24 protein-coding genes and 1 tRNA gene are annotated in these 26085 nt (G+C 60.5%); 15 read left to right on the top strand and 10 right to left on the bottom strand.

All coding sequences use genetic code 11. The features are described from left to right. Together GSQ93_RS07750 and GSQ93_RS07745 are read right to left on the bottom strand one after the other, a co-directional pair. A complete protein-coding gene (locus GSQ93_RS07750) occupies positions 1-666 on the bottom strand; it encodes a peptidoglycan DD-metalloendopeptidase family protein (RefSeq protein WP_254073801.1) in 666 nt (221 codons plus the stop codon). Between the two features lie 224 nt (positions 667-890). Then, positions 891-1796 (bottom strand): aldose epimerase, encoded by a 906-nt coding sequence (locus tag GSQ93_RS07745; protein WP_158935052.1) that lies wholly within the window; start codon positions 1794-1796, stop codon positions 891-893. Between the two features lie 583 nt (positions 1797-2379). Here GSQ93_RS07745 and GSQ93_RS07740 point away from each other — a divergent pair. Next, a complete protein-coding gene (locus GSQ93_RS07740; protein WP_158935051.1) occupies positions 2380-3210 on the top strand; it encodes an undecaprenyl-diphosphate phosphatase in 831 nt (276 codons plus the stop codon). 100 nt (positions 3211-3310) lie between these two features. Continuing rightward, positions 3311-3387: transfer RNA gene (locus GSQ93_RS07735), tRNA-Arg, on the top strand. 121 nt (positions 3388-3508) lie between these two features. Here the strand turns inward: GSQ93_RS07735 and GSQ93_RS07730 are convergent. Together GSQ93_RS07730 and GSQ93_RS07725 are read right to left on the bottom strand one after the other, a co-directional pair. Further along, the gene (locus tag GSQ93_RS07730; RefSeq protein WP_158935050.1) at positions 3509-4495 is read right to left on the bottom strand and encodes a sulfonate ABC transporter substrate-binding protein; all 987 of its coding nucleotides are present in this window, start codon (positions 4493-4495) and stop codon (positions 3509-3511) included. A 174-nt stretch (positions 4496-4669) separates the two neighbouring features. Continuing rightward, a complete protein-coding gene (locus GSQ93_RS07725) occupies positions 4670-4978 on the bottom strand; it encodes a hypothetical protein (protein ID WP_158935049.1) in 309 nt (102 codons plus the stop codon). A 269-nt stretch (positions 4979-5247) separates the two neighbouring features. Between GSQ93_RS07725 and GSQ93_RS07720 the strand changes: the two genes are divergently transcribed. Both GSQ93_RS07720 and GSQ93_RS07715 read left to right on the top strand, forming a co-directional pair. Next, on the top strand, positions 5248-5655 hold the full coding sequence (locus GSQ93_RS07720) for an RT0821/Lpp0805 family surface protein (RefSeq protein WP_158935048.1): 408 nt from the start codon (positions 5248-5250) through the stop codon (positions 5653-5655). 62 nt (positions 5656-5717) lie between these two features. Further along, positions 5718-6170, top strand: coding sequence for an NUDIX domain-containing protein (locus tag GSQ93_RS07715; RefSeq protein WP_158935047.1), 453 nt, complete (start codon positions 5718-5720; stop codon positions 6168-6170). Positions 6171-6230: 60 nt separating this feature from the next. Here GSQ93_RS07715 and GSQ93_RS07710 read toward each other — a convergent pair whose 3' ends face one another. Both GSQ93_RS07710 and GSQ93_RS07705 read right to left on the bottom strand, forming a co-directional pair. Next, complete coding sequence (locus GSQ93_RS07710) at positions 6231-7124, bottom strand: transporter substrate-binding domain-containing protein (RefSeq protein WP_174254592.1); 894 nt, start codon at positions 7122-7124, stop codon at positions 6231-6233. Between the two features lie 145 nt (positions 7125-7269). Continuing rightward, entirely contained in the window at positions 7270-8979 is a 1710-nt protein-coding gene (locus GSQ93_RS07705; protein WP_158935046.1) for a glutamine--tRNA ligase/YqeY domain fusion protein, read from the bottom strand. 350 nt (positions 8980-9329) lie between these two features. Between GSQ93_RS07705 and GSQ93_RS07700 the strand changes: the two genes are divergently transcribed. The 11 genes from GSQ93_RS07700 (at position 9330) to GSQ93_RS07650 (ending at position 20461) form a co-directional block, all read left to right on the top strand. Beyond that, positions 9330-9548 carry an ornithine acetyltransferase gene (locus tag GSQ93_RS07700; protein WP_254073805.1) on the top strand — a complete coding sequence of 73 codons (219 nt, stop codon included), beginning with the start codon at positions 9330-9332 and terminating at the stop codon, positions 9546-9548. A gap of 735 nt (positions 9549-10283) precedes the next feature. Further along, the gene (gene alaS / locus GSQ93_RS07695; protein ID WP_158935045.1) at positions 10284-12908 is read left to right on the top strand and encodes an alanine--tRNA ligase; all 2625 of its coding nucleotides are present in this window, start codon (positions 10284-10286) and stop codon (positions 12906-12908) included. A 355-nt stretch (positions 12909-13263) separates the two neighbouring features. Further along, a complete protein-coding gene (locus GSQ93_RS07690; protein WP_254073804.1) occupies positions 13264-13455 on the top strand; it encodes a hypothetical protein in 192 nt (63 codons plus the stop codon). A 138-nt stretch (positions 13456-13593) separates the two neighbouring features. Then, on the top strand, positions 13594-14628 hold the full coding sequence (locus GSQ93_RS07685; RefSeq protein ID WP_158935043.1) for a low specificity L-threonine aldolase: 1035 nt from the start codon (positions 13594-13596) through the stop codon (positions 14626-14628). 25 nt (positions 14629-14653) lie between these two features. Then, entirely contained in the window at positions 14654-15184 is a 531-nt protein-coding gene (locus tag GSQ93_RS07680) for an NUDIX domain-containing protein (RefSeq protein ID WP_158935042.1), read from the top strand. A gap of 101 nt (positions 15185-15285) precedes the next feature. Beyond that, positions 15286-16440 (top strand): iron-containing alcohol dehydrogenase, encoded by a 1155-nt coding sequence (locus GSQ93_RS07675; protein ID WP_158935041.1) that lies wholly within the window; start codon positions 15286-15288, stop codon positions 16438-16440. A 3-nt stretch (positions 16441-16443) separates the two neighbouring features. Beyond that, positions 16444-16890, top strand: coding sequence for a thioesterase family protein (locus GSQ93_RS07670; protein ID WP_158935040.1), 447 nt, complete (start codon positions 16444-16446; stop codon positions 16888-16890). Positions 16891-16901: 11 nt separating this feature from the next. After that, positions 16902-17855, top strand: a complete 954-nt coding sequence (locus GSQ93_RS07665) for a branched-chain amino acid ABC transporter permease (RefSeq protein WP_301952051.1) — start codon at positions 16902-16904, stop codon at positions 17853-17855. Continuing rightward, on the top strand, positions 17848-19023 hold the full coding sequence (locus GSQ93_RS07660) for a branched-chain amino acid ABC transporter permease (RefSeq protein ID WP_158935039.1): 1176 nt from the start codon (positions 17848-17850) through the stop codon (positions 19021-19023). The genes GSQ93_RS07665 and GSQ93_RS07660 overlap by 8 nt, the downstream gene beginning before the upstream one ends. Further along, a complete protein-coding gene (locus GSQ93_RS07655) occupies positions 19020-19760 on the top strand; it encodes an ABC transporter ATP-binding protein (protein WP_158935038.1) in 741 nt (246 codons plus the stop codon). The genes GSQ93_RS07660 and GSQ93_RS07655 overlap by 4 nt, the downstream gene beginning before the upstream one ends. Next, the gene (locus tag GSQ93_RS07650; RefSeq protein ID WP_158935037.1) at positions 19757-20461 is read left to right on the top strand and encodes an ABC transporter ATP-binding protein; all 705 of its coding nucleotides are present in this window, start codon (positions 19757-19759) and stop codon (positions 20459-20461) included. The genes GSQ93_RS07655 and GSQ93_RS07650 overlap by 4 nt, the downstream gene beginning before the upstream one ends. Positions 20462-20476: 15 nt before the next feature. Here the strand turns inward: GSQ93_RS07650 and iolB are convergent, their stop codons facing one another. Genes iolB through iolC form a run of 4 tightly spaced genes read right to left on the bottom strand, consistent with a single transcriptional unit; the run spans position 20477 to position 26045 of the window. Then, positions 20477-21286 carry a 5-deoxy-glucuronate isomerase gene (iolB, locus tag GSQ93_RS07645; RefSeq protein WP_158935036.1) on the bottom strand — a complete coding sequence of 270 codons (810 nt, stop codon included), beginning with the start codon at positions 21284-21286 and terminating at the stop codon, positions 20477-20479. Beyond that, positions 21283-22188 (bottom strand): myo-inosose-2 dehydratase, encoded by a 906-nt coding sequence (iolE, locus tag GSQ93_RS07640; RefSeq protein WP_158935035.1) that lies wholly within the window; start codon positions 22186-22188, stop codon positions 21283-21285. The genes iolB and iolE overlap by 4 nt, the downstream gene beginning before the upstream one ends. Positions 22189-22191: 3 nt before the next feature. Further along, the gene (iolD, locus tag GSQ93_RS07635; protein WP_158935034.1) at positions 22192-24054 is read right to left on the bottom strand and encodes a 3D-(3,5/4)-trihydroxycyclohexane-1,2-dione acylhydrolase (decyclizing); all 1863 of its coding nucleotides are present in this window, start codon (positions 24052-24054) and stop codon (positions 22192-22194) included. Further along, positions 24051-26045 (bottom strand): 5-dehydro-2-deoxygluconokinase, encoded by a 1995-nt coding sequence (gene iolC / locus GSQ93_RS07630; RefSeq protein ID WP_158935033.1) that lies wholly within the window; start codon positions 26043-26045, stop codon positions 24051-24053. The genes iolD and iolC overlap by 4 nt, the downstream gene beginning before the upstream one ends. Positions 26046-26085 lie beyond the last annotated feature (40 nt).

Genomic DNA, 26085 nt, shown 5'->3' with positions numbered 1-26085 from the left:
TTACCGTGCCGGCAGATAGCGCGATGGATCAATCGAACTGCCTTTGTAGCGCAGTTCAAAATGCAGCATCACGCGATTCGTGTCGGTGTCGCCCATTTCCGCGATGGGTTGACCCTGCGTGATGCTCTGGCCCTCCTTCACGAGGAGCGCGCGGTTATGCGCGTAAGCGGTCAGATAGTCGGCATTGTGCTTCACGATCAGCAGGTTGCCGTAACCGCGCAGCCCGTTCCCCGCATAGACAACCGTTCCTGCGGCCGCCGCCACGATCTGCGTCCCGGGCGCGCCCGCGATGTCGATGCCCTTCGAACTCTTGCCGTCGAAACCGCGAATCACGCTGCCTTGCGTCGGCCAGATAAGCGAAATGCTGGTGGCCGGCGTGACCAGGGCGGATGACGAAGGCGACGAATCCGATGGTTCCGCGCCGCTCGTGCGGGCCGGCGCAGATGACCCAGCCGGTGTCACGCTTCCCGCTGGTGGCGCCACGCGCAGCACCTGGCCGACTTCGATCGCATTCGGGTCGGTGAGATTGTTCCAGCGCGTGATGCTCTGGACCGATGTCCGGTTAGCCCGCGCGACCTTCGACAATGTGTCGCCCCGTTCAACTCGATAAAACCCCGGTCCGACCGGCGCGGAACCACACGCGGCGAGCACTGCGACCAACGTCACGCAGGTCAGCCGTCGAATTATTTTTACCAAACTCAAAACCTCGCAAAGCGCCGCACAAACCGAAAACGCTGCGGCAAACAAACCAGGACGCGCATCGGCGAAATGTCCGATTTTACCGTCCCGGCGGCGTCGCCCTCAGAAGCGGGCCAGATGCCGGGCTAGTTGCTGCTCGTGTCCCGCTGTTGTCCCGCTCTTTTCGCGCTCATGTCCTGCTCATTTCCTCTTCAATCAGCCGGCGAAACGGTCAGCCGCAGCGCTGCCGTTTCGGTTTTTCCCGGCGCAAGCCAGCGCAGTCCGCGGCCATTGTGAATGGCATCCGGAAGTCCGACCCACGGCTCGACGCAGTAGAAATCCGATGTGGGTTCCAGGGTCCAGGTCGTCACGGCGTACCACGGTACCGAGTCGGGGCGTTGCAGGTCGAAATTCACCGCGCGCTTCAAACCCGGCGTGACAAGGCGAACAGGGTTGTCGGACGGGCCGGTAAAGCAATGGAAACGATCCAGGATGTTGGCGTCGTCCAGCGCGTACCGCGCTGCGCCCGCTTGCGGGTCGGTAATCGAACCATCGTCGAGTTGCCGGCGCGTCTCCGTGCGCGGCAATTCCAGACTGCTGATCCCGCGTTGGCCGTGCGGCAGGGCGAAGTAGAAATGATGGCCTGAGTAGTAGGGCAGCGGCACTTCGCCGGGGTTCGACGTGGTGAGTTCGACATCAAGCGTCACGGCGTCGACCAACCGATATGCTGCCTCGAAACGAAATGCGAACGGATAACCCTGGCGCGTGAAATCGTTGTCCACGAGCGTCATTCGTACGCCGTGACCGTCCGGGTCTTTCCGGTGCTCGAACGGCAGATTGCGCGCAAAACCATGCATGGGGAGTTCGTGAACGACGCCTTCCAGATCGCGCCATTTGCCGATTTCGCCATCGACGAAATGGCGCCCGAGAAACGGAAACAACAAGGGGTTGCCGCCACGAATCTTGACGAAATTGGACCAGTCCGGCGTGGCCGGCCAAAAAATAACGGGCTCGCCGCCGACGCGCCACGTCATCAGCCGTCCGCCCGCGCTCGGCGCGAGTTCGAGAACGGCGTCATCGAACGTGATTTCCAGGATGTCTTCAGGCTGGGATGACATATCGGTGGTCTCCTTGAGTAGATGGGCGAACTGCGTGGGCGAACTGCGTGGGCGAACTATGTAGACGAACAAATGTTCGAACCCGCAACGAACAGACGATGTGACGCGATGGGCGGCTCAATTCTACGGGGAAACCCTTTTGGGGAAACTGCGACTGACGCAGGCGCTTTCATTACCTTGATAATGCAAGCGCGATGTAACGCGGATGAAACATCTTTCGACCCTGACGATCTCACACAGATCAAGCGGTCCTGCCGAACGAAGAGGATGATATGGATCTGGCGATGATGTTTGGAGTGTTCATTTTTGGCACGTTTGGCGCCGGCACCCTGCTGTTTTTATACAAGGTGCGACCGTGACGCAGGCATGACGCAATCACATTAAAAGCCCGTTATTACAACGGGCTTTTTTATTTATTACGAATAAATTCCATTATCCAAACGATTAGCTTTCGATAATGAAAGGCACCACGCAAGGCTTGGCGCTGCTTTTGGTGACCGGCATAATCGGCCCGGTTTGCTTGGTCATTTGCTGCACCGCCGCGGCTATGTGCCTGTCGCCAATAACGAAAGAGGATCGACGCGTGACTTTGTGGTTTCTGATTTTTCTGAGCGTACTCCAGGGTGTGACTGAATTGTTCCCGGTCAGCAGTCTTGGACATACGCTTCTGGTGCCCGGCTTGATCGGGATGCACATCGACAAACACGCGCCGCAGTTGTTGCCGTTCCTGGTCGCGTTGCATCTGGGTACGGCGCTCGCGTTGCTGTGGTACTTCCGCAAGCGCTGGATTGCGCTGATCAAGGGGTTTGTCGGATCGCTGCGCGGCCGCAAAAATGCTGATGGGCACATGATGTGGGCGCTGATCATCGGCACTATTCCGACGGGTATCGTCGGGCTGGTGCTTGAAAAGCGGCTCGAGGCGCTGTTCCACGATCTGCGGATAGTCGCAGCGGCGTTGATGGTGAACGGCGTGCTGTTGTGGGTCGGCGACCGGCTGACGCGTGCGCGCGCCGAGCGTTCGCCTGAAGACCTCACGTTCAAGCAGGCGTTTCTGGTCGGCCTCGCGCAGATCGGCGCGCTGATTCCGGGGTTTTCGCGCAGCGGGCTGACGATTATCGCGGGCGTTGGCGCCGGGATGAGTTCCGAGAAAGCAGCGGAGTTCTCGTTCCTGCTGGGTACGCCGATCATCTTCGCCGCCGGCGTACTTGAGTTGCCGAAGCTGTTCCACGCACCGGATCAACTCTTCGATGCCGTCCTCGGTGGCGTGCTGACGGGAATCGCGGCGTATTTAAGCGTGCGTTTCCTGATGCGTTACTTCGAAGGCCGCGGTCGGTTGGCGGCTTTCGGCTTGTATTGCGTGGTCGCGGGCGCGTTCTGTCTTGGCTGGTTCATGCTGCATCCGCAACCGGTTTAAGGGCGGTAACGCGAGGGTTTAAACCGCATTCGAGCGGGCGAGGTCTCGGAATGAGGCCTCGCATCCTTTCGATGAGGTAAAATCCCGGTTCACCTGCAACGCGGCAGTAGCTCAGCTGGATAGAGCATCGGCCTTCTAAGCCGAGGGGCGGGGGTTCGAGTCCCTCCTGCCGTACCAGAACCTCTGGTTCGTCTCAACGCCTTGGGCGTGCGAAACCACGACATCGCGCGATGCACAGCAGGGCGGTTCAGCAGGGCGCGCTCACGCGAACCCGCCACCGCTTCAAAAGTCGTTACGCCTACCGCGCTGTCAGCGCGTCCTGGTCCCGCCATACGTTGTCCTTCACCGTCACCGCCTTCGGAATCAGCTTCGCGCGATAGAACATGTCGGCCACGCCCTGCTGGGTCGTGACAATCTTCTCGTCGATCGGTGTAGCGCCATACGGCACTCGGCGTACCCACGTCTCCACCAGCCCGGCATCAAGCCCGATTTTCGGCGCGAGCAACGCCGCCGTGTCCGCGGGGTGCTGCGTGACCCACGCGCCGGTTGTTCGCAACTGATCGATCACGGCACGCACTGCCTGGGGATTTTGAGTGGCGAAGCTGCGCGTCGCCTCGTAGAAATTGAATGGTTTCGGTAACCCGGTGTAGTCCGCAAGCGTGCGCACGGTCAACGCCTTTTGCGCGGCGGCGTAATACGGATCCCAGACGATCCATGCATCCACATCGCCGTTTTCGAAGGCCGCGCGGGCGTCCGCGGGTGCGAGATAAACCGGATGGATATCGTCGAGTTTCAAGCCCGCTTTCTGCAGTACGGCAAGCAGCAGGAAGTTCGAACTTGATCCCTTCTGCAACGCGATGCGCCGGCCTTTCAGCTCAGCCAGCGAATGAATCGGCGAGTCCGCTTTGACGAACAGCGCCTCATTGGTTTCTCCGCCCGGCTCGGCGCCGACATAAACGAAATTCACGCCCGCAGCCTGCGCAAAAATGGGCGGCGGTGCGCCCGTATAGCCGAAATCGATGTTGCTCGTATTGAGCGCTTCGAGCAATTGCGGCCCGGCAGGGAATTCATACCAACTGACCGTGTAGCCGAGCGGTTTGAGCTTTTGCTCAAGTGAACCCTGGGCCTTGAGCACGGCAAGCAAACCGGCCTTCTGGAAACCGATCCGCAAATGCTTCGCAGGCGCACTCGCCGCATCTTGCGCCGACGCAGACAGCGGCAACAAAGCAAACGCAGCAGCAATCCATAACCCTGATAACGACAACGACAAGCCCAGCCTTTTCATGGAGATTTCCGTGGAAGAAGAGATATCGTTGACCATAGCGGCGATAGGTTTGCGCGTCGAATAAGCGATGCTTCGAAGCTAATGACGGAATACGTGAAACAGATAGGCGAAAGCGTTCGACGACAAAAAAGGGCAGCCGAAGCTGCCCTTGATTCATGCCGGGTTGCGACAAATCTACGGAGCGAGTTGCCGGCATAAGAACACCAGCGTGAGCAATGCACCGATCCAGAACGCGCCGCCTATGGCGGTCATCACGCGCGGCCAGATTGACGGCTGCGTAGCGCCGCGCGGGTCGGGAACATACGCGCAGCTTGACCATTCGGACCGCTCGGGCCGTCTCGCCAGCATCCGGTCCATCGCCAGGAATCCCTTGGGCATCGTGATCGCACACGCGATAATGGCGGCGCACAGCCACTCGTAGAGCGTGGGCGTTTGGGCGGTAGCGAGAAGGGTGTTCATGATCGAAATAGAAGCGTAGTTCACAAGCTGTCGATATTAGTTTTCCGTCTCCAATACCTCTATCAGACACCTCTGAGATAGTCCCGGGTTGCTCTGAAAATCAGAGCGCATGGCCATTCGGCGGACGTTGGATGCTTGCAAAGTCCTTATGCCCTCATGCTATCCTCGACCCAGATGATCGTGATTATGGCAATGGCCGCGAATAATGCAGTCGTACCAACTTTGCTGCGATCTTGCTGATATAGCCGAAATTCAATATCTCAATATCAATACTAACGAGGGAGAGTGTTTCCATGTCATACCCATCTCGCGCGCTCAAGCGCGTCTCGGTGCAGCTCGCCGTGAAACTGATCGCAAGCTGTGTCGTGCTTGCCAGCGGCGCAGCTCACGCGGCGAACCTCGGGTTTCTCAACAACACGCCGATCACCTACATGAAGCAGCGTGACTTGCAGGCGCTCAACAACGCGGCCCACTCGGCGCTCGACACCAAGCAAGACGGCGAGTCGCTCGACTGGAACAATGAAGGCGCGGGCAATTCGGTTGCCATCAACGGCACGATCACGCCATCGGACACGAAGAAGGACGGCGACCGTACGTGCCGCAAGCTCACCATGGTGGCTCACGCCAAGGGCCAGACGCAGACCTGGGCGCCGACCGTCTGCAAGCCTGACGGCGGCAAATGGGCATTGTTGAAACAGTGACCTGTTTTAACCAGCCCGACGTTTCCTGTCACGCGGTATCGCGAATCCGGAAGGCCGCTTAAATGGTCGACCGGACGGTTTCGTGCGGCGTCGTGATTCTCAACACGCAAGGCGACGTGTTGCTGTGCCACGCGACTGAGACGTCGCACTGGGATATCCCGAAAGGCCAGGGTGAGGCGGACGAACAACCCGTGGAAGCGGCGTTGCGGGAACTCGTGGAAGAGACGGGAATTGTGATGGAGGCAGAGCGGTTGAAGGATCTGGGGCGGTTTGTTTATCGCCGCGATAAAGACCTGCATCTGTTCGCGGTGCGAGTGACCGACGACGAAGTGAAGCTTGAAGAGTGCGTCTGCGAATCGTATTTTCCGCGTCGCCGGGACGGCACGATGATTCCCGAAATGGACGCGTACAGATGGGTCACACCGATTGATGTCGATCAGTTTGCAAGCCGTAGCCTCGCGCGATTGTTCCAGACCACGCTGTCGCTTATCGAACTGCACCAGACACTAGCCTGAGCCGGAAAACAGGGGCCAAGCGCCGTACGTCAGGCCGCGATTAACCGGCGCTGGTCTCTGCTAATTGTCGGAACCGCGGTCGTTCGGATTCGCGAACAGCGCGCGCATTTCTGGCGACAGGGGGAACCGTAAGTTGATGTTGTCGGGGGGAATGGGCTGCATGAACCACTGGTTGTAGAGTCTTTCGGCTTCGCCTGAACGCTCCATGCCGGCAATCACGTCGTCGGCCAGTTGCTTGAAGACCGGGTCGCCCTTGCGCATGATGCACGCGTAGAGCTCGTGCGCGAGCGGCTCACCGGTGACCATGTACTCGTTTTGGGCTGGACCTTCCTGGGCAATCTTTCCGTATAGCAACGGATCATCCATCACGAACGCCACCGCGCGGCCGGTTTTCAGTGCATCGAAAGCTTCGGCATGGTCTTTCGCGCTGATGATTCGCAGATTCAGTTTCCGGTTCAGCGACAGCTCCCGCAGTAGCTGTTCATCCGATGTACCGGCTGTGGTCGAAACCGTCTTGCCCGCGAGATCGCCGTAGTTGAGGATGCCGGATTTGCGCTTCACCACCATCCTGACGCCGTAGTCGAAGAAGCTGTTCGAGAACTCGACCAGTTGCTCCCGGTCACGAATATGGGAGGTCGACCCACACTCCAGGTCGATCTGGTGATTCACCATATACGACAATCGGTTCGCCGATGTGACGACCACCGTGCTCACGGCGAGCCGGGGTGTTTGCAAGCGGAGTCGGACTTCGTCGACGATCTTGAGCGCGATGGTCTGTGAATAGCCGATCGGCTGGCCGTTTGCGTCGAGATAGGAGAAGGGGACCGACGACTCGCGCACGCCGAGGACGATGGTGTTGTTCTCGGCGATCTTGCGTAACGTAGGCGAGGACAGGTCGACTGTGCCCGCGAAAGCCGTTTGCGCCGCGATCAGCAGTGCAAACGCGCACGACACGCGGCACGTGCCTGAGGCACGTGATGTGCGTGCCGCGTGTGACGTATGTGTTATTCGCCACGTGCGGACGAACGACCTTGGCAAGGTGCGTTGCAAAGCATCCCCCACAACAGGTGCGGGCGTCCGGTGGGACGCGCCGATGGCTTTAAGCCGGCTTGGTCCAGCTATCGCGCAGGCTGACAATTCGATTGAACACCGGCGAGCCGGGTTTCGAATCGATACGGTCAGCGACGAAATAGCCGTGGCGTTCGAACTGGTAGCGATCTTCGGCGTTTGCCTGGCGTGCGCCCGGTTCGAGATAAGCGCGCACGATGCGCTTCGAATCCGGGTTCAACGCATCGAGAAATTCCGCGCCGCCTGCACCGGGTTGCGGTTCCTTGAAGAGGCGGTCGTAGATCCGTACTTCGGCTTCATACGCGCCTTCTGCGCTGACCCAGTGAATGGTGCCCTTGACCTTGTAGCCGTTTGCGCCTTCCGTGCCGGACTTGCTGTCGGGGAAATACGTGCAATGCACAGCCGTGATGTTGCCGTGCTCGTCCTTGTCCGCGCCCGTGCATTCCACGACGAACCCGTACTTCAGCCGCACCTTGTTGCCGGGGAACAACCGGAAATAGCCTTTCTTCGGGACTTCCTGGAAGTCCTCGCGCTCAATCCACAATTCCCGTGAAAACGGAAATTCGCGCGTGCCGCGCTCAGGATGATGCGGGTGAACCGGCGCGCTGCAGGCTTCGCTCGTGCCTTCCGGATAGTTGTCGATGATCAGTTTCAGCGGGTCCAGCACCGCGATTGCACGGGGCGCCTTTTCGTCGAGATCATCGCGCAATGCGCCTTCCAGCACGCTCATGTCGATCCACGAATCCACTTTCGTCACCGCCACGCGATCGCACATGAGCCGGATGCTTTCCGGCGTGAAGCCCCGACGCCGTACACCAACGATAGTCGGCATGCGCGGGTCGTCCCAGCCGTCCACATGATTTTCCGTCACCAGTTGCAGCAGCTTGCGCTTGCTGGTGATGGCGTACGTGAGATTCAGGCGGGAGAACTCGATTTGCTGCGGCAGCGGACGGGTGAACTTGCCGTCATCGGCGAGTTGATTCAAGAACCAGTCGTACAACGGACGGTGATCTTCAAACTCGAGCGTACACAGCGAATGCGTGATGTTTTCGAGCGCGTCCGATACGCAGTGCGTGTAGTCGTACATGGGGTAGATGCACCACGTGTCGCCGGTCCGGTAGTGATGCGCAAAACGGATCCGGTAGACGACGGGATCGCGCATGTTGAAATTCGGCGACGCCATGTCGATCTTCGCGCGCAGCACATGCTCGCCTTCCTGAAACTCGCCCGCTTTCATGCGGCGGAACAGGTCCAGGTTCTCTTCCGGCGTGCGGTCGCGGAACGGTGAATTCTTGCCCGGCTCCTGGGCTGAGCCACGTGTGAGCCGCATCTCTTCAGCCGACTGGCTGTCGACATAAGCCTGGCCGCGTTCGATCAGCAGCTCGGCGAATTCGTAGAGCTTGTCGTAATAGTCGCTGGCGAAGTACAGGTGTTCGGTGCCGTCTTTATTCCAGTCGAAGCCGAGCCACTTGACGGCGTCGACGATGGAATCGACGTATTCGACGCTTTCCTTTTCCGGGTTCGTGTCGTCGAAACGCAGGTGGCAGACGCCGCCGTAATCACGCGCGATGCCGAAATTGACGCAAATACTCTTCGCATGGCCGATGTGCAGATAGCCGTTTGGCTCGGGTGGAAAACGTGTTTCGACCCGCTGCGACCATTTGTCGTTGCGATTGTCTTCGTCAATGATATTGCGGATGAAATTGTTTACCGCCGGAGCGTCGTTGCGATCGGTGTTCATGCGAGAAAGAGAGAGCGGACGAGGGCGCTAGCGTTGAAGACCTGCGGCTTGCGTTCGGTAAGACTTATCTGGTCTTTCGATTCTACCTTAGCAAGAGGGGCAGGACAGCGCAGGCCGGGATTTTGCCGCGATCTGCGGCGTGGCTGCGACATCCGGGCACCTCGTAGGGTGATTGCGCGGTTGTAACCGGGCGATGGCGTTTTCGCTACGGCTTGTATCCGGCGTAACGGGACGTAAATCGAATTGTCGACATTGATGGGAGGATTTTAAGATAGCCTCGCGTTCCGAAATAATGAAATTGAAAGGTTCGGGGTGCGAGCGGTATTGACGATAAAAAGGACAATTTCATGATGAACAAGATCACGCGGGTTTCTTTTCGGGTTGCACGGGTTGCGGCAATGGGTGTGTTTATCGCTTCGATGTCGGCGTGCGCGATGAACCGCACGCAGGCCCATGCTGGTATTGGCGCGGCGGCAGGCGGGGCTTTGGGTTATGTGCTGACGGGTGGTCCGATTGGGACGGTCGCGGGCGCAGCGGCGGGCGGGTTGATCGGGGCAGGGGTGAGATAAGGGTTTTGACGCGCACTGGAGGACGGCTTCGCTTGAAACCCTTGTTCAACGAAGGAATTGGGCAGTGACCGCCCCAGCGAGAAGCGAGGTAGCAAAAACCGGTGAGGCCGGGCAGATCCGTGGGCATTGGTGCTTGCCCGAGAGCACGGGTGGCGAAGCGTGTCTATGTCGGGATTCGCGAGAAGGAGGGGTTCAAACATTCGTAGCTCTGGCGAGCACTGTGCTTTTGGGGCACCTATGAATCAAAACTGCACGCTGTGGACACTTAGGGTAGCGTGGTTGAAAGCGTTTTCTTTGCTTCGTTTCTTTGCCGCTTTGGGCAAAGAAATGACGTGCCGCCACGCACAGTGGCTAACAGTGATAAAGAAAACATCCAACGCGGGCAGTCCGCTAAGGCCAAAAGCAGCAACCCGGCATTGACCCAGTCCGCTAAGGCCAAAAGCAGCAACCCGGCATTGACCCAGTCCGCTAAGGCCAAAAGCAGCAACCCGGCAGTGACCCCGACCGCGAACCTGGCAAACCCGGCCTACCCCTCCCACGAGCACCGAAACCCAAAACCCCAAAACCGTCCACCGGCGCCAGCGAAAACCCCTTCCAAACCCCGTATAATCGACAATCCCATTTTGGCACCCGGCATCCGGCCCTCGCGCGCGACCAGCGACAAAAGACTAAAGACAAAAGTCAGACGCTCCGCCCCAAGCGCCGCTGCCGTACAAAACAGCAGACCCGCACGCCATGAAAGCCGCCGACATCCGCGAGAAATTCCTCAAGTTCTTTGAATCGAAGGGCCACACGATCGTGCGCTCGTCCAGCCTGGTCCCGGGCAACGATCCCACGCTGCTGTTCGTCAACTCCGGCATGGTCCAGTTCAAGGACGTGTTCCTGGGCACGGAGAGCCGGCCATATTCGCGCGCGACCACCTCGCAGCGCAGCGTCCGCGCGGGCGGCAAGCACAACGACCTCGAAAACGTCGGCTACACGGCCCGCCATCACACGTTCTTCGAAATGCTGGGCAACTTCTCGTTCGGCGACTATTTCAAGCGCGACGCTATCCACTACTGCTGGGAACTGCTTACCAAGGTCTACGGCCTGCCCGCCGACAAACTCACGGTCACGGTCTATCAGGAAGACGACGAAGCGTTCGCCATCTGGGAAAACGAAATCGGCGTGCCCAAAGAGCGGATCATCCGCATCGGCGACAACAAGGGCGCGCGCTACGCATCGGATAATTTCTGGACCATGGGCGACACCGGCCCGTGCGGCCCGTGCTCGGAAGTGTTCTACGACCACGGCCCGGAAATCTGGGGCGGCCCGCCAGGATCCCCGGAAGAGGACGGCGACCGCTTCATCGAGATCTGGAATCTCGTGTTCATGCAATTCAATCGCGACGTCCAGGGCAACATGACGAAGCTGCCCAAGCAGAGCGTCGATACCGGCATGGGCCTCGAACGTCTCGCCGCCGTGCTCCAGCATGTGCACAGCAACTACGAAATCGACCTGTTCCAGACGCTGATCAAGGCCGCCGCCCGTGAAACCGGCACGCCGGATCTCACCGACAATTCGCTGAAGGTAATCGCGGACCATATTCGCGCGTGCTCGTTCCTGATCGTCGATGGCGTGATTCCCGGCAACGAAGGCCGCGGTTATGTGCTGCGCCGAATCGTGCGCCGCGCCATTCGCCACGGCTACAAACTCGGTCGCAAGGGCGCGTTTTTCCATAAGCTCGTAGCCGATCTGGTCGAGGAAATGGGCTCGGCCTACCCGGAACTCAAGGACGCGCAAACCCGCGTGACGGACGTTTTGCGGCAGGAAGAGGAACGTTTCTTCGAGACGATCGAACACGGCATGTCGATGCTCGAAACCGAACTCGCCACGCTCGACGCCAAGGGCTCCAAGCAACTGGACGGCGAACTCGCGTTCAAACTCCACGACACGTTCGGCTTCCCGCTGGATCTGACCGCCGACGTTTGCCGCGAGCGCGGCATCACGGTCGACGAAGCCGCCTTCGACGAAGCCATGGCACGTCAACGCGAGCAGGCTCGCTCGGCCGGTAAGTTCAAGTCGGCGCAAGGCCTGGACTACGCGGGCGAGAAAACCACGTTCCACGGCTACGAAAACGAAATCTTCGACGACGCCAAAGTGGTCGCGCTTTACGTGGACGGTGTATCGGTGAAAGAAGCGCGGGTCGGCCAGCAGGCCGTCGCCGTGCTCGATCACACGCCGTTCTATGCCGAATCGGGCGGTCAGGCGGGCGATCAGGGTGTGCTCGCGAACGCAGCGGTGCGCTTCGCCGTCGTCGATACCCTCAAGGTCCAGTCCGACGTCGTTGGCCATCACGGCACGGTCGAGCAGGGCACGCTGAAGGTAGGCGACGTGGTGAAAGCGGAAATCGATACGGTTCGCCGTCTTCGCACCGCCCGCAATCACTCGGCGACCCACTTGATGCACAGGGCGTTGCGTGAAGTGCTCGGCAGCCATGTGCAGCAAAAAGGTTCGCTCGTCGATCCGGACAAGACCCGCTTCGACTTCGCGCATAACGCGCCGATGACCGACGAACAGATCCGTCGCGTGGAAGAAATCGTCAACGCGGAAGTGCTGGCGAATGCGCCGGGTATCGTGCGTGTGATGGCGTACGACGAAGCGGTGAAGGGCGGTGCGATGGCGCTGTTCGGCGAAAAATACGGCGACGAAGTACGCGTGCTCGACCTCGGTTTCTCGCGCGAACTTTGCGGTGGCACGCACGTGCATCGCACGGGTGACATCGGCTTGTTCAAGATCGTGATGGAAGGCGGCGTCGCGGCAGGGATTCGCCGCGTTGAAGCAATTACCGGCGATAACGCCGTGCGCTTTGTTCAGGAACTCGATGCGCGGATCAACGCGGCGTCCGCTGTGCTGAAGGCGCAGCCGTCCGAACTCACGCAGCGCATTACGCAAGTCCAGGAGCACGTGAAGGCGCTGGAAAAGGAACTCGGCGCGCTGAAGTCGAAGCTCGCGTCCAATCAGGGCGACGAACTCGTGTCGCAGGCGGTTGAGATCGGCGGGGTGTTTGTGCTGGCGGCTCAATTGCCGGGTGCGGATAGCAAGACACTGCGCGAAACCGTCGATAAATTGAAGGACAAGCTGAAGAACGCAGCCATCGTTCTGGCGGCCGTCGATGGCAACAAGGTCAGCCTGATTGCGGGCGTGACGCCGGACGCATCGAAGAAGGTTAAAGCGGGCGATCTGGTGAACTTCGTCGCGCAGCAAGTCGGCGGCAAGGGCGGCGGACGGCCGGACATGGCGCAGGCGGGCGGCACGGAGCCGGAGAACCTGGCAGGTGCACTGGCCGGGGTGAATGACTGGGTGAAGGGCAAGCTCTAAGCGTCCAAACCGTTAGCCGCTTCAACCGTTCGAAAGAGCCCGTTCTGAGTTACGACAGAACGGGCTTTTTTACGTCTGCGAGAGACGTCCTCTCTTCGCCGCTAAAGAGGACAAATGCCGTTATATAGACCGCAGTCCCGTCTCCGGCACGATTTCCATTGACGCTAAGGTGCTCGTGATCTGAGGCGAACCGGTTCGCGCTGACCTGACTCTATCCACCAAAAACCGCAAGCAAAACGACAGGTACGCGGCTTGCCATGTTGTAGCAAGCGCAGGCACGAAGCTTCGCGCGTTGACTACAAAAGGAATCTGTCTCATGAATCGAAAACTCGCTACACTCGTCGCCGCTTCCTCGATGTTCTTCGCCACGGGTGCCGTCTATGCCAAAGGATGTCTGGAAGGGGCGGCAGTAGGCGGCGTGGCGGGCCACGTTGCGGGCAAACACGGTGCCGTAGGCGCGGCCGGGGGGTGCGCAGTCGGTCATCACGAAGCGAACAAGAAAGACGCGGCAAAGGCAGCAGCAGCCAGCCAACCCGCCGGAAAATAATCGTAAAGCGTTCGCCGGACAGGGGCCACGGACAGGGGCCAATCAGGCACGGGCATGGCCGTTATTGACGTCTCCGCGTGTTCACGTATGAAACGTTAAAATGACGGCCACGCCCACCACCGCCTTGGCCCCGACCGCATGCAACATTTTGCCTCCGACAACTACGCCGGCATTTGTCCCGAAGCGCTCGCCGCGCTGATCGAAGCCAATAACAGCGGCCACGAGCCAGCCTACGGCGACGATTCCTGGACTCAAGGCGTGTGCGACCGCATCCGCGACCTGTTCCAGACCGACTGCGAAGTCTTCTTCGTGTTCAACGGCACGGCTGCCAATTCACTGGCGCTCGCATCGCTCTGTCAGTCGTATCACTCGGTCATCTGTCACGAACTTGCGCACATCGAAACCGATGAATGCGGCGGCCCCGAATTCTTCTCAGGCGGTTCGAAGTTGCTGACGGCGCCGGGTATCGACGGGAAGCTCACGCCGGATGCCATTGAAGCCATTGTCACGCGTCGCGCTGACATTCACTATCCGAAGCCGAAGGTCGTCACGCTGACGCAGTCCACCGAAGTGGGCACCGTCTACAGCGTTGAAGAAATTCGTGCGATCGCGGCGATCGCGAAACGCCGCCATCTGAAGGTGCATATGGACGGTGCGCGGTTTGCGAATGCAGTCGCGTCGCTGAATGTGCATCCGTCGGAGATCACGTGGCGCGCGGGTGTCGACGTGCTGTGTTTCGGCGGCACGAAGAACGGCCTGCCGGTCGGCGAAGCGGTCATTTTCTTCGATAAAGCGCTGGCCGTCGACTTTGCGTATCGGCTGAAACAGGCGGGGCAACTCGCCTCGAAGATGCGGTTTATCTCGGCGCCCTGGCTCGGCTTGCTCAACAACGATGTCTGGCTGCGCAACGCGCGCCATGCAAACGCCATGGCGCAATTGATGGCTGAGCGGCTGGAAGGCATAGAAGGCGTGAAGGTGATGTTCAAGCCGCAAGGGAACGCGGTGTTCGCCGAGTTGCCACCGGCAGTTGCGCAAGCGCTGCGCAACAAGGGCTGGAAGTTTTATCAGTTCATCGGCTCGGGCGGCTGCCGGCTGATGTGTGCGTGGGACACGCTGCCGGAAACGGTGGAGCAATTCGCCGCCGAGATCCGCGCGCTTTGCGCTACCCGTTGACCTTTGGATTCTCCAACCTCAGACCATGATCGAATACCATTTCTGTCCACGCGATGCCAACAAGCTGGTCGAACGCGCCGATGCAAGCCACGAAGGCGGGCGCGTGCGGCTTGCGTGTCCTGACCCGGAATGCGGCTTTGTGCACTGGGATAATCCGCTGCCGGTGGTCGCGGCTATCGTGGAATACGAGGGCAAGATCCTGCTCGCGCGCAACGCGGCGTGGCCCGAGGGCATGTTTGCGCTGATCACGGGTTTTCTCGAGAACGGCGAGACGCCCGAGGAGGGCATCGCGCGGGAAGTGCTGGAGGAAACGTCGCTGGTGGCGCAATCGGTGGAACTGGTCGGCGTGTACGAATTCATCCGCAAGAACGAACTGATCATTGCGTATCACGTGAAGGCGAACGGAACCATCAACCTGTCGCCGGAGTTGCTTGAATATCGTCTGGTCGAGCCGGCGAAGCTCCGGCCTTGGCGCGCGGGAACCGGTCATGCCGTGGCCGAATGGATGCGCCGACGCGGCCTGGCTGTTGAGTATGTGGACCGTCCGGGGCAGTAACACGCGCAACGCCTGCACGATACATGGCGTCCGCGCGGATTGACGGACTCCCGCCGGACTCCTAACATGCCAGACGCCTCACTCAAACGCGGACACACGTCATGGCCTTCATCTTCTACGTTACCCACATCCACCTCGGTTACGACGCGCTCGCTATGCTCGACAGCGAATGTACGCGCGTCGGCATCAAGCGCCCGCTGATCATCACAGACAAAGGCGTGCTGGCCGCCGGGCTTGTGTCGCAAACCGTCCAGGCGCTGGATCTGGATGCGGGCGCTGTTCCCATCTTCGATGAAACCCCGTCGAACCCGACCGAAGCGATGGTGATGAAAGCCGCCGCGCTGTACAAAAGCGAAGGCTGCGACGGCCTGATCGCGGTGGGCGGCGGTTCGTCCATCGATCTGGCGAAGGGCGTCGCGATCATGGCGACCCATCCGGGCACGCTGACCGAGTACGCGACCATCGAAGGCGGCAGCAACAAGATCACCGCCGAGGCCGCGCCGCTGATCGCCGTGCCGACCACGTCGGGCACCGGCAGCGAAGTGGCGCGCGGGGCGATCATCATCCTCGACGATGGCCGCAAACTCGGCTTTCACTCGTGGCATCTGCTGCCCAAGTCGGCGGTTTGCGATCCGTCGCTGACGCTGGGCTTGCCGCCCATGCTCACCGCGGCAACGGGCATGGACGCGATCGCGCATTGCATCGAAACGTTTCTTGCTCCGGCTTTTAATCCGCCCGCTGATGGCATCGCGCTGGATGGGCTGGAGCGCGCGTGGGCATCAATCGAGCGCGCGACGCACGACGGTCAGGATCGCGATGCGCGCCTGAACATGATGAGCGCGTCGATGCAGGGCGCGATGGCGTTCCAGAAGGGTCTCGGCTGCGTGCATTCGCTCTCGCATCCGTTGGGCGGACTGGTCGTGAACGGGCGCACCGGGCTGCATCACGGCACGCTGAACGCGGTTGTTTTGCCGGCCGTGCTGCGCTTCAACGAAAGCGCGCCGAGCGTGGTGGCCGACAAGCGTTTTGCGCGGATGCGCCGCGTGATGAATCTGGCCGCCGATGCCGATCTCGCTCAAGCCGTCCATGACATGACCGAGCGTCTCGGCTTGCCGACGCGCCTGTCGCAAATGGGCGTCGAGCAAGACATGTTCGACAAGGTCATCAAGGGTGCGCTTGCCGATCATTGCCACAAGACCAATCCGCGCGAAGCGAGTGCGGACGATTATCGGCGGATGCTGCAGGAGTCGTTCTGATTCATGAGCCGCCCTGTCCCAACGACGCGCGCGGATTATCCGCATTTCCTGTCGATCAATACGCGCTGGTCCGATAACGATCTCTACGGCCACGTGAATAACGTGGTGTATTACAGCTACTTCGACACAGTGGTGAACGAGTATCTGATCCGGCACGGCGCGCTCGATCTGGAAGTGGGCAAGACGATCGGGCTCGTGGTGGAAACGCATTGCAGTTACTTCGCTTCGCTGGCGTTTCCCGAACGTATCGATGCCGGTCTGCGCGTCACGCGGCTCGGTACAACGAGCGTGCGTTATGAAGTCGGTATTTTCAGCGCGGGTTCCGAGCAGCCCGCGGCGCAGGGACATTTCGTGCACGTCTATGTCGATCGCGACACGCGCCGTCCGGTTGCTTTGCCCGAGACGCTCGTCGCGGCGCTCAAGCCGCTCGTTAGCGTTGTCACCGGGTAGGTTCGCGCAACGTGAGCTCGTTCGTTCAGTGGTTCGCGATCAACCTTCTGAACGGAGTGAGCGTCGGGTTGCTGCTGTTCATGCTGTCGGCGGGATTAACGCTGATCTTCAGCATGATGGGCGTGCTCAACTTCGCTCACGCGAGCTTTTATATGCTCGGCGCGTATGTGGGTTACGCGCTCGCAGCGCATGGGGGCTTCTGGTTTGCACTGGTTGTTTCGCCCCTGCTCGTTGGTGCGCTTGGCGGCTTGTTCGAGCGGTTTTTATTGCGCCGGATTGAAACGCGCGGTGCGCTTGCCGAGCTTCTGCTGACGTTCGGCGCGGCTTATCTGATCGCTGAAGTCGTGAAGCTGGTATGGGGACTTGCGCCAATCAATGCTGTTGTTCCTTTCTCTCTCGATGGCCCGTTGTTCACGCTCTACGGCGCCGCATTTCCGCGTTATCGCGTATTCATGATGGGTGTGTCGCTGGCGATGTTGCTGGCTTTGTACGCCGTGCTGCGCGTCTCGCGGATAGGGCTCGTGGTAAGAGCCGCGCTCACGCATGCTGCGACCGTCGAGACGCTTGGTCATAACGTTCCTCGTGTGTTTACGCTGGTGTTCGCGACTGGCGCGGCGCTCGCCGCGCTGGCTGGCGTGATCGGCGCGCCGCTGTTCGTCATCGAGCCTTCGATGGCGGAGGGCATCGGGCCGATTGTGTTCGTTGTCGTGGTAGTCGGGGGGCTCGGGTCGGTGGGCGGCGCGCTGGTGGCATCGCTTCTGATCGGCTGCGTTCAGACGTTCGCCGTCGGGACTACGTTGTCGCTCGGAAGCATTGCCGCGTTTGCCGGCGCTGTGTTGCCGCCTGCTTGGGCCTCGTTGAGTGTCGCGCAGATCGCGCCCGTGCTGCCGTATGTGCTGCTTGTCGCAATGCTCGCGCTGCGTCCCTGCGGGTTATTCGGGCAGCGTGGCGACGACGATGTTTAGCGTGCGTGTTTCTTCACGTCAGGCGCTTCCGTGGCTCTTGCTGGTGGCCGGTCTAGCGTTGCCGCCAGTCTTCACATCGCAGAGCTGGCTGCTCGCCTATCTCGCGCAAACCGCGACCACGATCGTGTTCGCGCTCTCGTTCAATCTGCTGCTCGGCGAGACCGGATTGCTGTCTTTCGGTCACGCTGTGTACGCAGGTCTCGGCGCGTTCGCCGCTGCGCAAATTTTCAATCGATACCCCGTGCCGCTGCCCTTGTTGCCGTTGATCGCCGGCGTGTCAGCGGCGCTTGTGGGTGTTGTGTTCGGCTTCTTTTCAACGCGTCGCGCCGGCACGACATTCGCGATGATCACGCTCGGGATCGGCGAACTTGTCGCGGCAGGCATGTGGCTCGTGCCGGGATGGTTCGGCGGCGAGGGCGGTGTTCCTATCGATCGTGGGAGTGGTTTGAGCATCTTCGGCTTGAGCTTCGGGCCCTCGATCCAGGCTTATGCGTTGATCGCTGGATGGTGCGTGCTGGCGTGCATCGCGATGTTCGCTTTCTCGCGCGCGCCGTTCGTGCGGGTGGCGAATGCGGTCCGCGATAACCCCGTGCGTGCTGCGGCCATCGGCTTTGATCCGCGCCGCGTACGCTTTGCGATGGTCATCGTCGCGGCGTTTTTTGCGGGCGTGGCGGGTGGGCTGGGGCTGATCAATGTGGAACTGGCATCGGCGGAAGGGGTGGGGCTCGCGCGCTCGGGAAGCGTGTTGATCGCTGTGGTGATCGGTGGGACTGCAGAATTTTTTGGGCCGGTGTTGGGAGCCGTAGTGCTCACGTTTTTCAGCTTGGTGGTGGGGAGTGTATCGCTGGCGTGGGTGGCCTATCTTGGGCTGTTTTTTGTGTGGGTTGTGGTGGTGGCGCCCAAGGGCTTGGTGGGCTTTATTGCTGCACGATCACGCGACGGGTATGTGGCTATCGTGTTTGCATTGTGCGCCGTTGGTGCATGGCTGCTGGCGATCATCATCGCTGTGGAACTCGCTTACGCGCTGCAATTCGACAGCCACGGCGACGGTCTTGCGCATATCGCGGGTTTCCTTCTTGATGGCCGCAGCTTAAAGCCGTGGTGTTTCGCCGCCCTTTGCGCGGCGCTCGCTATTCTCTTCACCCGCCAAGCCCGGAGCGCACGATGAACACCGCGCTCGAATTGAAGCAGATCACGAAGCATTTCGGCGCAGCGCAGATCCTTCGCGGAGTGGATCTGAGTGTTCACGAAGGCGAACGCCATGCATTGATCGGTCCCAACGGTGCCGGCAAGTCGACGTTGTTCGACCTGATCGCCGGGCGCACGCAACCGACGAGCGGCCACATCGCGTTGAACGGGCTCGATGTGACGGGGATGCCCGCTCATCGGCTCGGACGTAAAGGCCTTGCGCGCAGCTTCCAGACCACGAGCGTCTTCACAGGTCTTACCGTCCACGATAACGTCCGTTGCGCGGTGCTCGGTTCGCGTGCGGCGACATGGAAAGATCGATGGTTTCGTTCAAGCGTAATCGATGAAGAAGCGCATCGGATCATGAAGGCCATCGGTCTTGCCGATCGCAGCGATGCGCTCGCCACCCGCCTCAGCTACGCCGAATCACGTTCTCTCGATCTGGGCCTGGCGCTTGCCACGGGCGCGTCCGTGCTGTTGCTCGATGAACCCACCGCCGGCATGAATCGCGCGGAAGCGGCCCGTGCGCTCGCGTTGATTCGTGAGACGACGCAGGGCAAGACATTGCTGATCGTGGAGCACGATATGGAAGCGGTGTTTGCGCTCGCCGATCGCATTTCAGTGCTTGTCCAAGGCCGTATTATCGCGACGGGAACGCCCGCCGACATTGCAGCGCACCCGGAGGTTCGCGCCGCCTATCTCGGCGATACGCCATGACAACGCTGCTTGAAATCAACGGCCTTAACGCATGGTATGGCACGAGTCATGTGCTGCACGGCGTGAGCTTGCGTATCGGCGAAGGCGAGATCGTTGCCTTGGCAGGACGCAACGGTTCGGGACGTTCGACGCTCGCCAAAGCACTGATGGGATTGGTGCGCGCGCAAGGGGTAGCGAACTTTCGCGGGGTATCGATGCTGGGGAAACGTCCTTATGCAATCGCTCGAATGGGCGTGGGCTACGTGCCCGAACAACGCGATGTTTTCCCAACGCTCAGCGTGCGCGAAAATCTGCAGCTCGGTATGAAGCGGGGCGGATCACGTTTCACCATCAACGACGCGGAGCAACTTTTTCCGGTGTTGCAAGAGCGGGCAGCGGTGAAGGCGGGGATGTTGTCGGGAGGCGAGCAACAAATGCTCGCGCTTGCCCGCGCGTTGATGGGCGATCCGTCATTCGTGATCGTCGATGAACCGACGGAAGGGCTTGCGCCACAGGTCGTGGCGCAAGTCGCTTCATGTCTGAAGACCTTGCGGGACCGTGGCGTGGCGATTCTATTGATTGAACAACGCATGAGCATTGCGCGCGATCTGGCGACGCGCGTCGCCGTGATGGGTCACGGCAAGATCGTCTTCGATGACACGCCCGCCGCGCTTGCCGCGAACGAGCGCGTGATCAACGAATGGCTTTCTATCGGCGGTTAAGCTACGTAGATAAGTTCAAGAAGGCTTGCTGTCCCGTTCCACGATCCATTCGTGCTTCGGGTCGTTTTTAAAATGCCAGGTCCGTTTGTCGCCCGCCATCACGTTCAGATAGTAGTTGTCGTAACCATACGGCACCACGACCGGATGATAGCCGCGCGGCACCATGACGACGTCATGATCTTCAACGGCCATGGTTTCATCGAGGTCGCGTTCGTCGGTGTAGACACGCTGGAACGCAAACCCTTGCGGCGGGTTCAGCCGATGATAATAAGTCTCCTCAAGCGAACTCTCGATCGGCACGTTGTCCCTGTCGTGCTTGTGCGGCGGATAGCTTGAAGCGTGACCGCCGGGCGTCCTTACTTCGACTACAAGCAAGCCCTCTGCAGGTTCGGTTTGCGGAAGAATATCGCAGACGTAGCGCGTATTCGCTCCTTTGCCGCGGGTTGAACGTGTCATCTGTGATGGCTCGATCAACCGCGCCGGATACTTGCCCGTAGCGGGCGCACTTGCCACACCGACTTCCGCGTTGCGATCTGCTCGTATCGTCGCGGCGAGCTTGGGCGGCAGATAAACCGCGTAGGGCGCCGTGTCCTCGAACACGCTGTCGCGCGAGCCGAGTTTCTCCCATTTATGCTCACCGGCTTCTATGCTCACCGTCCCCGACAAGACGACGATGCACACCTCACGCTGTGCTTCATGCACATGCACGACGTCACCCGTTTCTAACCGATAAGCGGCGAAGCCAACGTGTTTCCACAAAGCAGTTTCGGGCGTGACGCGCGCGATAGTCTGGCCTTCGCGCGAAGCCTTGACGAGCAGGCTCATGCGGCCTCCTGAAGAGTTTGATCGACGAGCGCGCGTAGCGTCTTGTAGCCTTTCTCGGCGTACGCATAGCTGGTGGCAATAACAGGATCCTGCTCCGCTTCAACCACCAGCCAGCCGCGATACCCATGGTGTTTCAATCGAGCGATGATCGATGGAAAGTCCACCGTGCCGTCACCGGGAACGGTGTACGCGCCGTTGATCACGGCCTCCAGGAAGCTCCAGTTCCGGTTCCGGGCAAGCTTGATGATTTCTGGCCGCACGTCCTTGCAATGCACATGGCAAACGCGCGCGATGTGCTTGTTGAGAACCGTCAACGGATCGCCACCGGCGAACGTGATGTGACCGGCATCGAAGAGCAGTCCGACAGCTTCATTAGTGAGGCTCATCAGGCGATCGATGTCCGCAGGCGTCTCCACGTACGCACCCATGTGATGGTGATAAGCCACGCGTACACCGCGCGAAAGCGTGTATTCGGCGAAGGTGTTCAGGCGGGTTGCGTACTCGTTCCAGCGATCATCGGAGAAAAAACGCGGTCGTTGATACAGCGGCTGGGGCGCCCCTTGAATAGAGTTCGACACTTCGCCGTAGACCATGACTGTCGCGCCGTTTTTCGCAAGCAGGTCGAGATGCGGACCCACGGCCGCGATCTCGTCCTCCGCACTGCGTTCGGCGAGCCGCCCGGAATACCAGCCGGAGACGAGCGCGAGGTCGTATCCGGCAAGCAGCGTTTTTAACGCTTCCGGCTCGCGCGGAAATTTGTTGCCGAGTTCAAACCCTTCGTAGCCGATCTGCTTGCCTTCGGTCAGTGCCACGCTGAGTGGCGTCTCACCGCCGAGCGAGGGCAGGTCGTCGTTCATCCATGACAGCGGATTGATGCCGATCCGTACATCGAACGTGCTCATCGGTTATTCCTTCGTGCGCTTCGAACGCGCCGTGATTTCATGTTCATAGTTTGCGCGCGCCGAGCGCACCGCTTCACGCGACGACACTTCCGGCACTGCGACTTCCCACCACCAGCCGCCTTCTCCCGTAGGGCGTGCAGGATCGGTGTCGATGCTGATCAGATACGAGCGTGTGGACGCACGTGCGCGTTGCATCGCGGCTTCAAGTTCATCGATATTCGCGACATGCTCAGCGCTCGCGCCGAGCGAGCGCGCATGCATCGCGAAGTCGATAGCGGGCGCGCCTTCCGGACCCTGGCGGCAATCGTCGATCAGGTTGTTGAACGGTGCGCCCCCGCATGCTTGCTGCAAGCGGTTGATACAACCGTATCCGCGGTTGTCGAGCAGCACCACGATCAGCTTGGCCCCGAGCATCACGGACGTAGCCAGCTCGCTGTTCATCATCAGATAGCTGCCATCGCCGACAATCACGATCACTTCGCTTGCCGGCCGTGCGAGTTTTGCGCCGAGACCGCCCGCGATTTCGTAGCCCATGCACGAGTAGCCGTATTCGACGTGATAACCGCCCGGTGTGCTCGTGCGCCAGAGCTTTTGCAGATCGGCGGGCAGCGTTCCGGCGGCACAGACCACCACGTCATGTGCTGCCGACTGAGCACTGGAACGCTGCACCGCACCGATCACATCGGCTTCGCGCGGCAACGTGTTCTCGTCTTGCTGCGCGCTCGTCACTTGGTCGACAGTGGCACGCCAGCTATCCGCGAGTTCGTGCGCGCGTGCGGTCCACGGTGGCGACGCACGCCAGTCGCCGAGTGCGTCGCTCAGCGCACCGAGGGCGAGACGTGCATCGGCTTCCACCGATAAAGCGCCTTGTTTTAAGGCATCGAATGCATTTGCATTAAGGCCAATCAGCTTCGCCTGAGCGAACAGCGTGTTCGATCCGGTCGTGAAATCCTGCAGCCGCGTACCGACTGCGAGCACGCAATCCGCGTCGTGCGCGAGTTCGTTAGCCGCGTCCGATCCCGTTACGCCGATACCGCCCAGATTCAGCGGATGGTCCCACGCGAGCGCACTTTTCCCTGCCTGCGTTTCAGCAACGGGGATGCCGTGGCGCTCGGAGAAAGAACGCAATGCGTCGGTTGCGAGGCCGTAGAGCACGCCGCCGCCCGACACGAGCAAGGGCTTTTTAGCCGCGCGCAATGCAGCGGCGGCCTGCGCGATTTCCTCATCGACCGGCGAGGGCGTGTGGAACGTCACCACACGCGGCTCGAAGAACGACGCAGGGTAGTCGTAGGCCATCGCCTGCACGTCCTGCGGCAGTGCGAGTGTCACCGGTCCGCACAACGCGGCGTCGGTCAGCACGCGCATGGCACGCGGCAACGCAGTCAGCAATTGCGCCGGATGCACGATGCGGTCGAAGTAACGCGAGACAGGTTTCAACGCATCGTTCGCGGAGATACCGCCATCGGCGAAATCTTCTACTTGCTGCAAGACCGGATCCGGGGCGCGCGATACGAAGACATCGCCGGGTAGCAACAACACCGGCAACCGGTTCACGTGCGCGAGCGCAGCGGCCGTCACAAGATTGGTTGCGCCGGGACCAATGGACGTGGTCACCGCCATCATGCGGCGTCGAAAATGCGCCTTCGCATACGCAATAGCCGCATGCGCCATCGCCTGCTCGTTATGCGCGCGATAGGTCGGCAGCGTCTCGCGATGCGCGTACAACGCCTCGCCAATGCCTGCCACGTTGCCATGTCCGAAGATCGCGAAGACGCCGCCGAACAGCGGCTCGCCGTCCGGCGTTTGCTGCGCGGCGAGGTAGCGGACCAGCGCTTGTGCGGTGGTTAAACGAAGCGTGCTGTTCATGCTGCCTGCTCCTGCGTAATCGCTTGCGTGGCGTTCTTTGTCCGCGCCTCACGCCATGCGTCGATCAGCGTTTCGAATGTCCGGCGAACCCGCGCGATGAGTTCAGCGTCGCCGATGGAACCTGCCAGCCACGCGTGACTCGGCTCGTGAAAGATCGTCCTGCCGACAGTAAATCCGCGACACGTCTTCGACAGCGCAGCGGCCTTGAAGCCTTCGCACAGTTGATCGACCGCCGCCGACAAGCCCAGCAGAACAACTCCGCGGCACGCCGGATCACGCTCGGCAATCAGCGCATCGACCGCTTGCCATTGCGCTGCGCTCATGGGTTCGAGCTTCCACCACTCGGGATAGATGCCAAGGTTGTAGAGGCGTTTCAACGATCGCAACGCGGTATCTTCCTCGATCGGCGGACCATTCTTCGGCACGATGATTTCGAGCAATAACTCGTGCCCGCTGGCCTGAACTGCGTCGTATAGCGCGCGAATCTGCGCTTCCTGTTCCAGGCGAAGATCGTGCGGATGATCGGGATGATAGTGAACCAGGCACTTCGCCACATGCTCGCGCGGCCACTCGATCAGTGTCGTGCCTATTGAGCGGCCATGATCGAAGATAAGCGGCATCGAGCCGGGCAATTCCACGGGCCGTCCGATCCACCATCCACGTCCGGTCGCCGCGTTCAACGCGTCCTGACCGTAGCGGTCATCGATCAGCACGCCGATGCGTCCTTCCAGGCCGCGTTCTTTTTCCGTCTGTGCCACGGCTTCCACGAACAAGGCTTTGAGTGCGGCAATGCGCGACTCGTCCGCGCCGGTTTGCTGCGCAAGATCGAAGAACTGGTTGCGATGATCGAAGGCAAAACCAAGCACTTCGTCCCATGTTTTGCGGGCCGGCGTGACACGATGCAGACGTGCGAGCGTGGCGTCACGATCGGGCCTGCGCATGCGGGCAGGGTCGGCCCGTGCGGCATCGAGAAAGTAGGTGAGTTCGGCGGGCGTCGGCATGGCGGGCGCGCAACCATGACGCGATACGACAAGCCCACCGCACGCATTCGCCGTGCGCGCACAGACTTCCAGCGGTTCGTCTCTTAACCATCCGGCGAGGAAGCCGGACGCGAAGGCATCGCCCGCGCCGAGCACGTTCAGCACCTCCACTTCAACGCCGCGATAAACCGGCGCATCGTCGATGGAAACCGGTACGGCACCGTCGATGATCGAGCAGCCCATCGGCCCGCGCTTGACCACCAGCATGGCGTCCGTTACGGCGCGAACGGCCGCGAGTGCGTCGATCATCGTGTCCTTGCCGCCGGCAATCCGAAACTCTTCTTCGGTGCCGATCACGAGATCCATCAACGGCAGGATGCTTTGCAGATGCGCGGTCACGCCTTCATTCGCGATGAACCGGGTCTCGCCATCGGCCTTGCCGGTGAGTCCCCAAAGTACTGGCCGGTAATCGATATCGAGCACTGTGCGGACCTGGTTGCGGCGCGCGTAATCGAGTGCACGACGGCTCGTGCGGTTGACCTGATCGGTGGAGAAATGCGTGCCCGTAATCAGCAGCGACTTCGATGAAGCGATGAACGCCTCGTCGAAGTCGTTTTCATCGACGGCCATGTCCGCGCAGTCATCGCGATAAAACACGAGCGGAAACGTATCGCGGTCTTCTATGCCGAGCAGGACCAAGCCGGTCAACCTGTCGTGATCGATACGCACGTGGCTGGTATCGCAGCCCTCGCGCTCCAGCGTCTCGGTGAGAAAGCGGCCCATGTGGTCGTTGCCAACACGTGAGAGCATCGCGGATTTGAGGCCGAGCCGCGCGCACCCGAACGCAATATTCGCCGACGAGCCGCCGAGATACTTCGCGAAGCTCGACACGTCTTCGAGCCTTGCACCGACTTGTTGCGCGTAGAGATCGACCGCGAGCCGCCCGAGGCACACGATGTCGCGAGTTCGCCCGGTTGCGAAGCGCGATCCGGTTGATGATTGCAATGCCATGTTCGATCCTGTTCTGTAGATGACGAAGAATGCAACTGCC

The sequence above is a fragment of the Burkholderia sp. S171 genome, from assembly GCF_009766085.1.
Classification (GTDB): Bacteria; Pseudomonadota; Gammaproteobacteria; order Burkholderiales; family Burkholderiaceae; genus Caballeronia.
The sequence above is the reverse complement of the archived record's forward strand: the minus strand, read 5'-3'. Positions and strand labels throughout refer to the sequence as shown.

Excerpts from the sequence above, each read along its gene's own strand:
- GSQ93_RS07745 (WP_158935052.1), bottom strand. The coding sequence starts at position 1,796 with ATGTCATCCCAGCCTGAAGACATCCTGGAAATCACGTTCGATGACGCC.
- GSQ93_RS07730 (WP_158935050.1), bottom strand. The coding sequence starts at position 4,495 with ATGAAAAGGCTGGGCTTGTCGTTGTCGTTATCAGGGTTATGGATTGCT.
- GSQ93_RS07720 (WP_158935048.1), top strand. The coding sequence starts at position 5,248 with ATGTCATACCCATCTCGCGCGCTCAAGCGCGTCTCGGTGCAGCTCGCC.
- GSQ93_RS07715 (WP_158935047.1), top strand. The coding sequence starts at position 5,718 with ATGGTCGACCGGACGGTTTCGTGCGGCGTCGTGATTCTCAACACGCAA.
- GSQ93_RS07705 (WP_158935046.1), bottom strand. The coding sequence starts at position 8,979 with ATGAACACCGATCGCAACGACGCTCCGGCGGTAAACAATTTCATCCGC.
- GSQ93_RS07700 (WP_254073805.1), top strand. The coding sequence starts at position 9,330 with ATGAACAAGATCACGCGGGTTTCTTTTCGGGTTGCACGGGTTGCGGCA.
- alaS (WP_158935045.1), top strand. The coding sequence starts at position 10,284 with ATGAAAGCCGCCGACATCCGCGAGAAATTCCTCAAGTTCTTTGAATCG.
- GSQ93_RS07690 (WP_254073804.1), top strand. The coding sequence starts at position 13,264 with ATGTTCTTCGCCACGGGTGCCGTCTATGCCAAAGGATGTCTGGAAGGG.
- GSQ93_RS07685 (WP_158935043.1), top strand. The coding sequence starts at position 13,594 with ATGCAACATTTTGCCTCCGACAACTACGCCGGCATTTGTCCCGAAGCG.
- GSQ93_RS07680 (WP_158935042.1), top strand. The coding sequence starts at position 14,654 with ATGATCGAATACCATTTCTGTCCACGCGATGCCAACAAGCTGGTCGAA.
- GSQ93_RS07675 (WP_158935041.1), top strand. The coding sequence starts at position 15,286 with ATGGCCTTCATCTTCTACGTTACCCACATCCACCTCGGTTACGACGCG.
- GSQ93_RS07670 (WP_158935040.1), top strand. The coding sequence starts at position 16,444 with ATGAGCCGCCCTGTCCCAACGACGCGCGCGGATTATCCGCATTTCCTG.
- GSQ93_RS07660 (WP_158935039.1), top strand. The coding sequence starts at position 17,848 with ATGTTTAGCGTGCGTGTTTCTTCACGTCAGGCGCTTCCGTGGCTCTTG.
- GSQ93_RS07655 (WP_158935038.1), top strand. The coding sequence starts at position 19,020 with ATGAACACCGCGCTCGAATTGAAGCAGATCACGAAGCATTTCGGCGCA.
- GSQ93_RS07650 (WP_158935037.1), top strand. The coding sequence starts at position 19,757 with ATGACAACGCTGCTTGAAATCAACGGCCTTAACGCATGGTATGGCACG.
- iolB (WP_158935036.1), bottom strand. The coding sequence starts at position 21,286 with ATGAGCCTGCTCGTCAAGGCTTCGCGCGAAGGCCAGACTATCGCGCGC.
- iolE (WP_158935035.1), bottom strand. The coding sequence starts at position 22,188 with ATGAGCACGTTCGATGTACGGATCGGCATCAATCCGCTGTCATGGATG.
- iolD (WP_158935034.1), bottom strand. The coding sequence starts at position 24,054 with ATGAACAGCACGCTTCGTTTAACCACCGCACAAGCGCTGGTCCGCTAC.
- iolC (WP_158935033.1), bottom strand. The coding sequence starts at position 26,045 with ATGGCATTGCAATCATCAACCGGATCGCGCTTCGCAACCGGGCGAACT.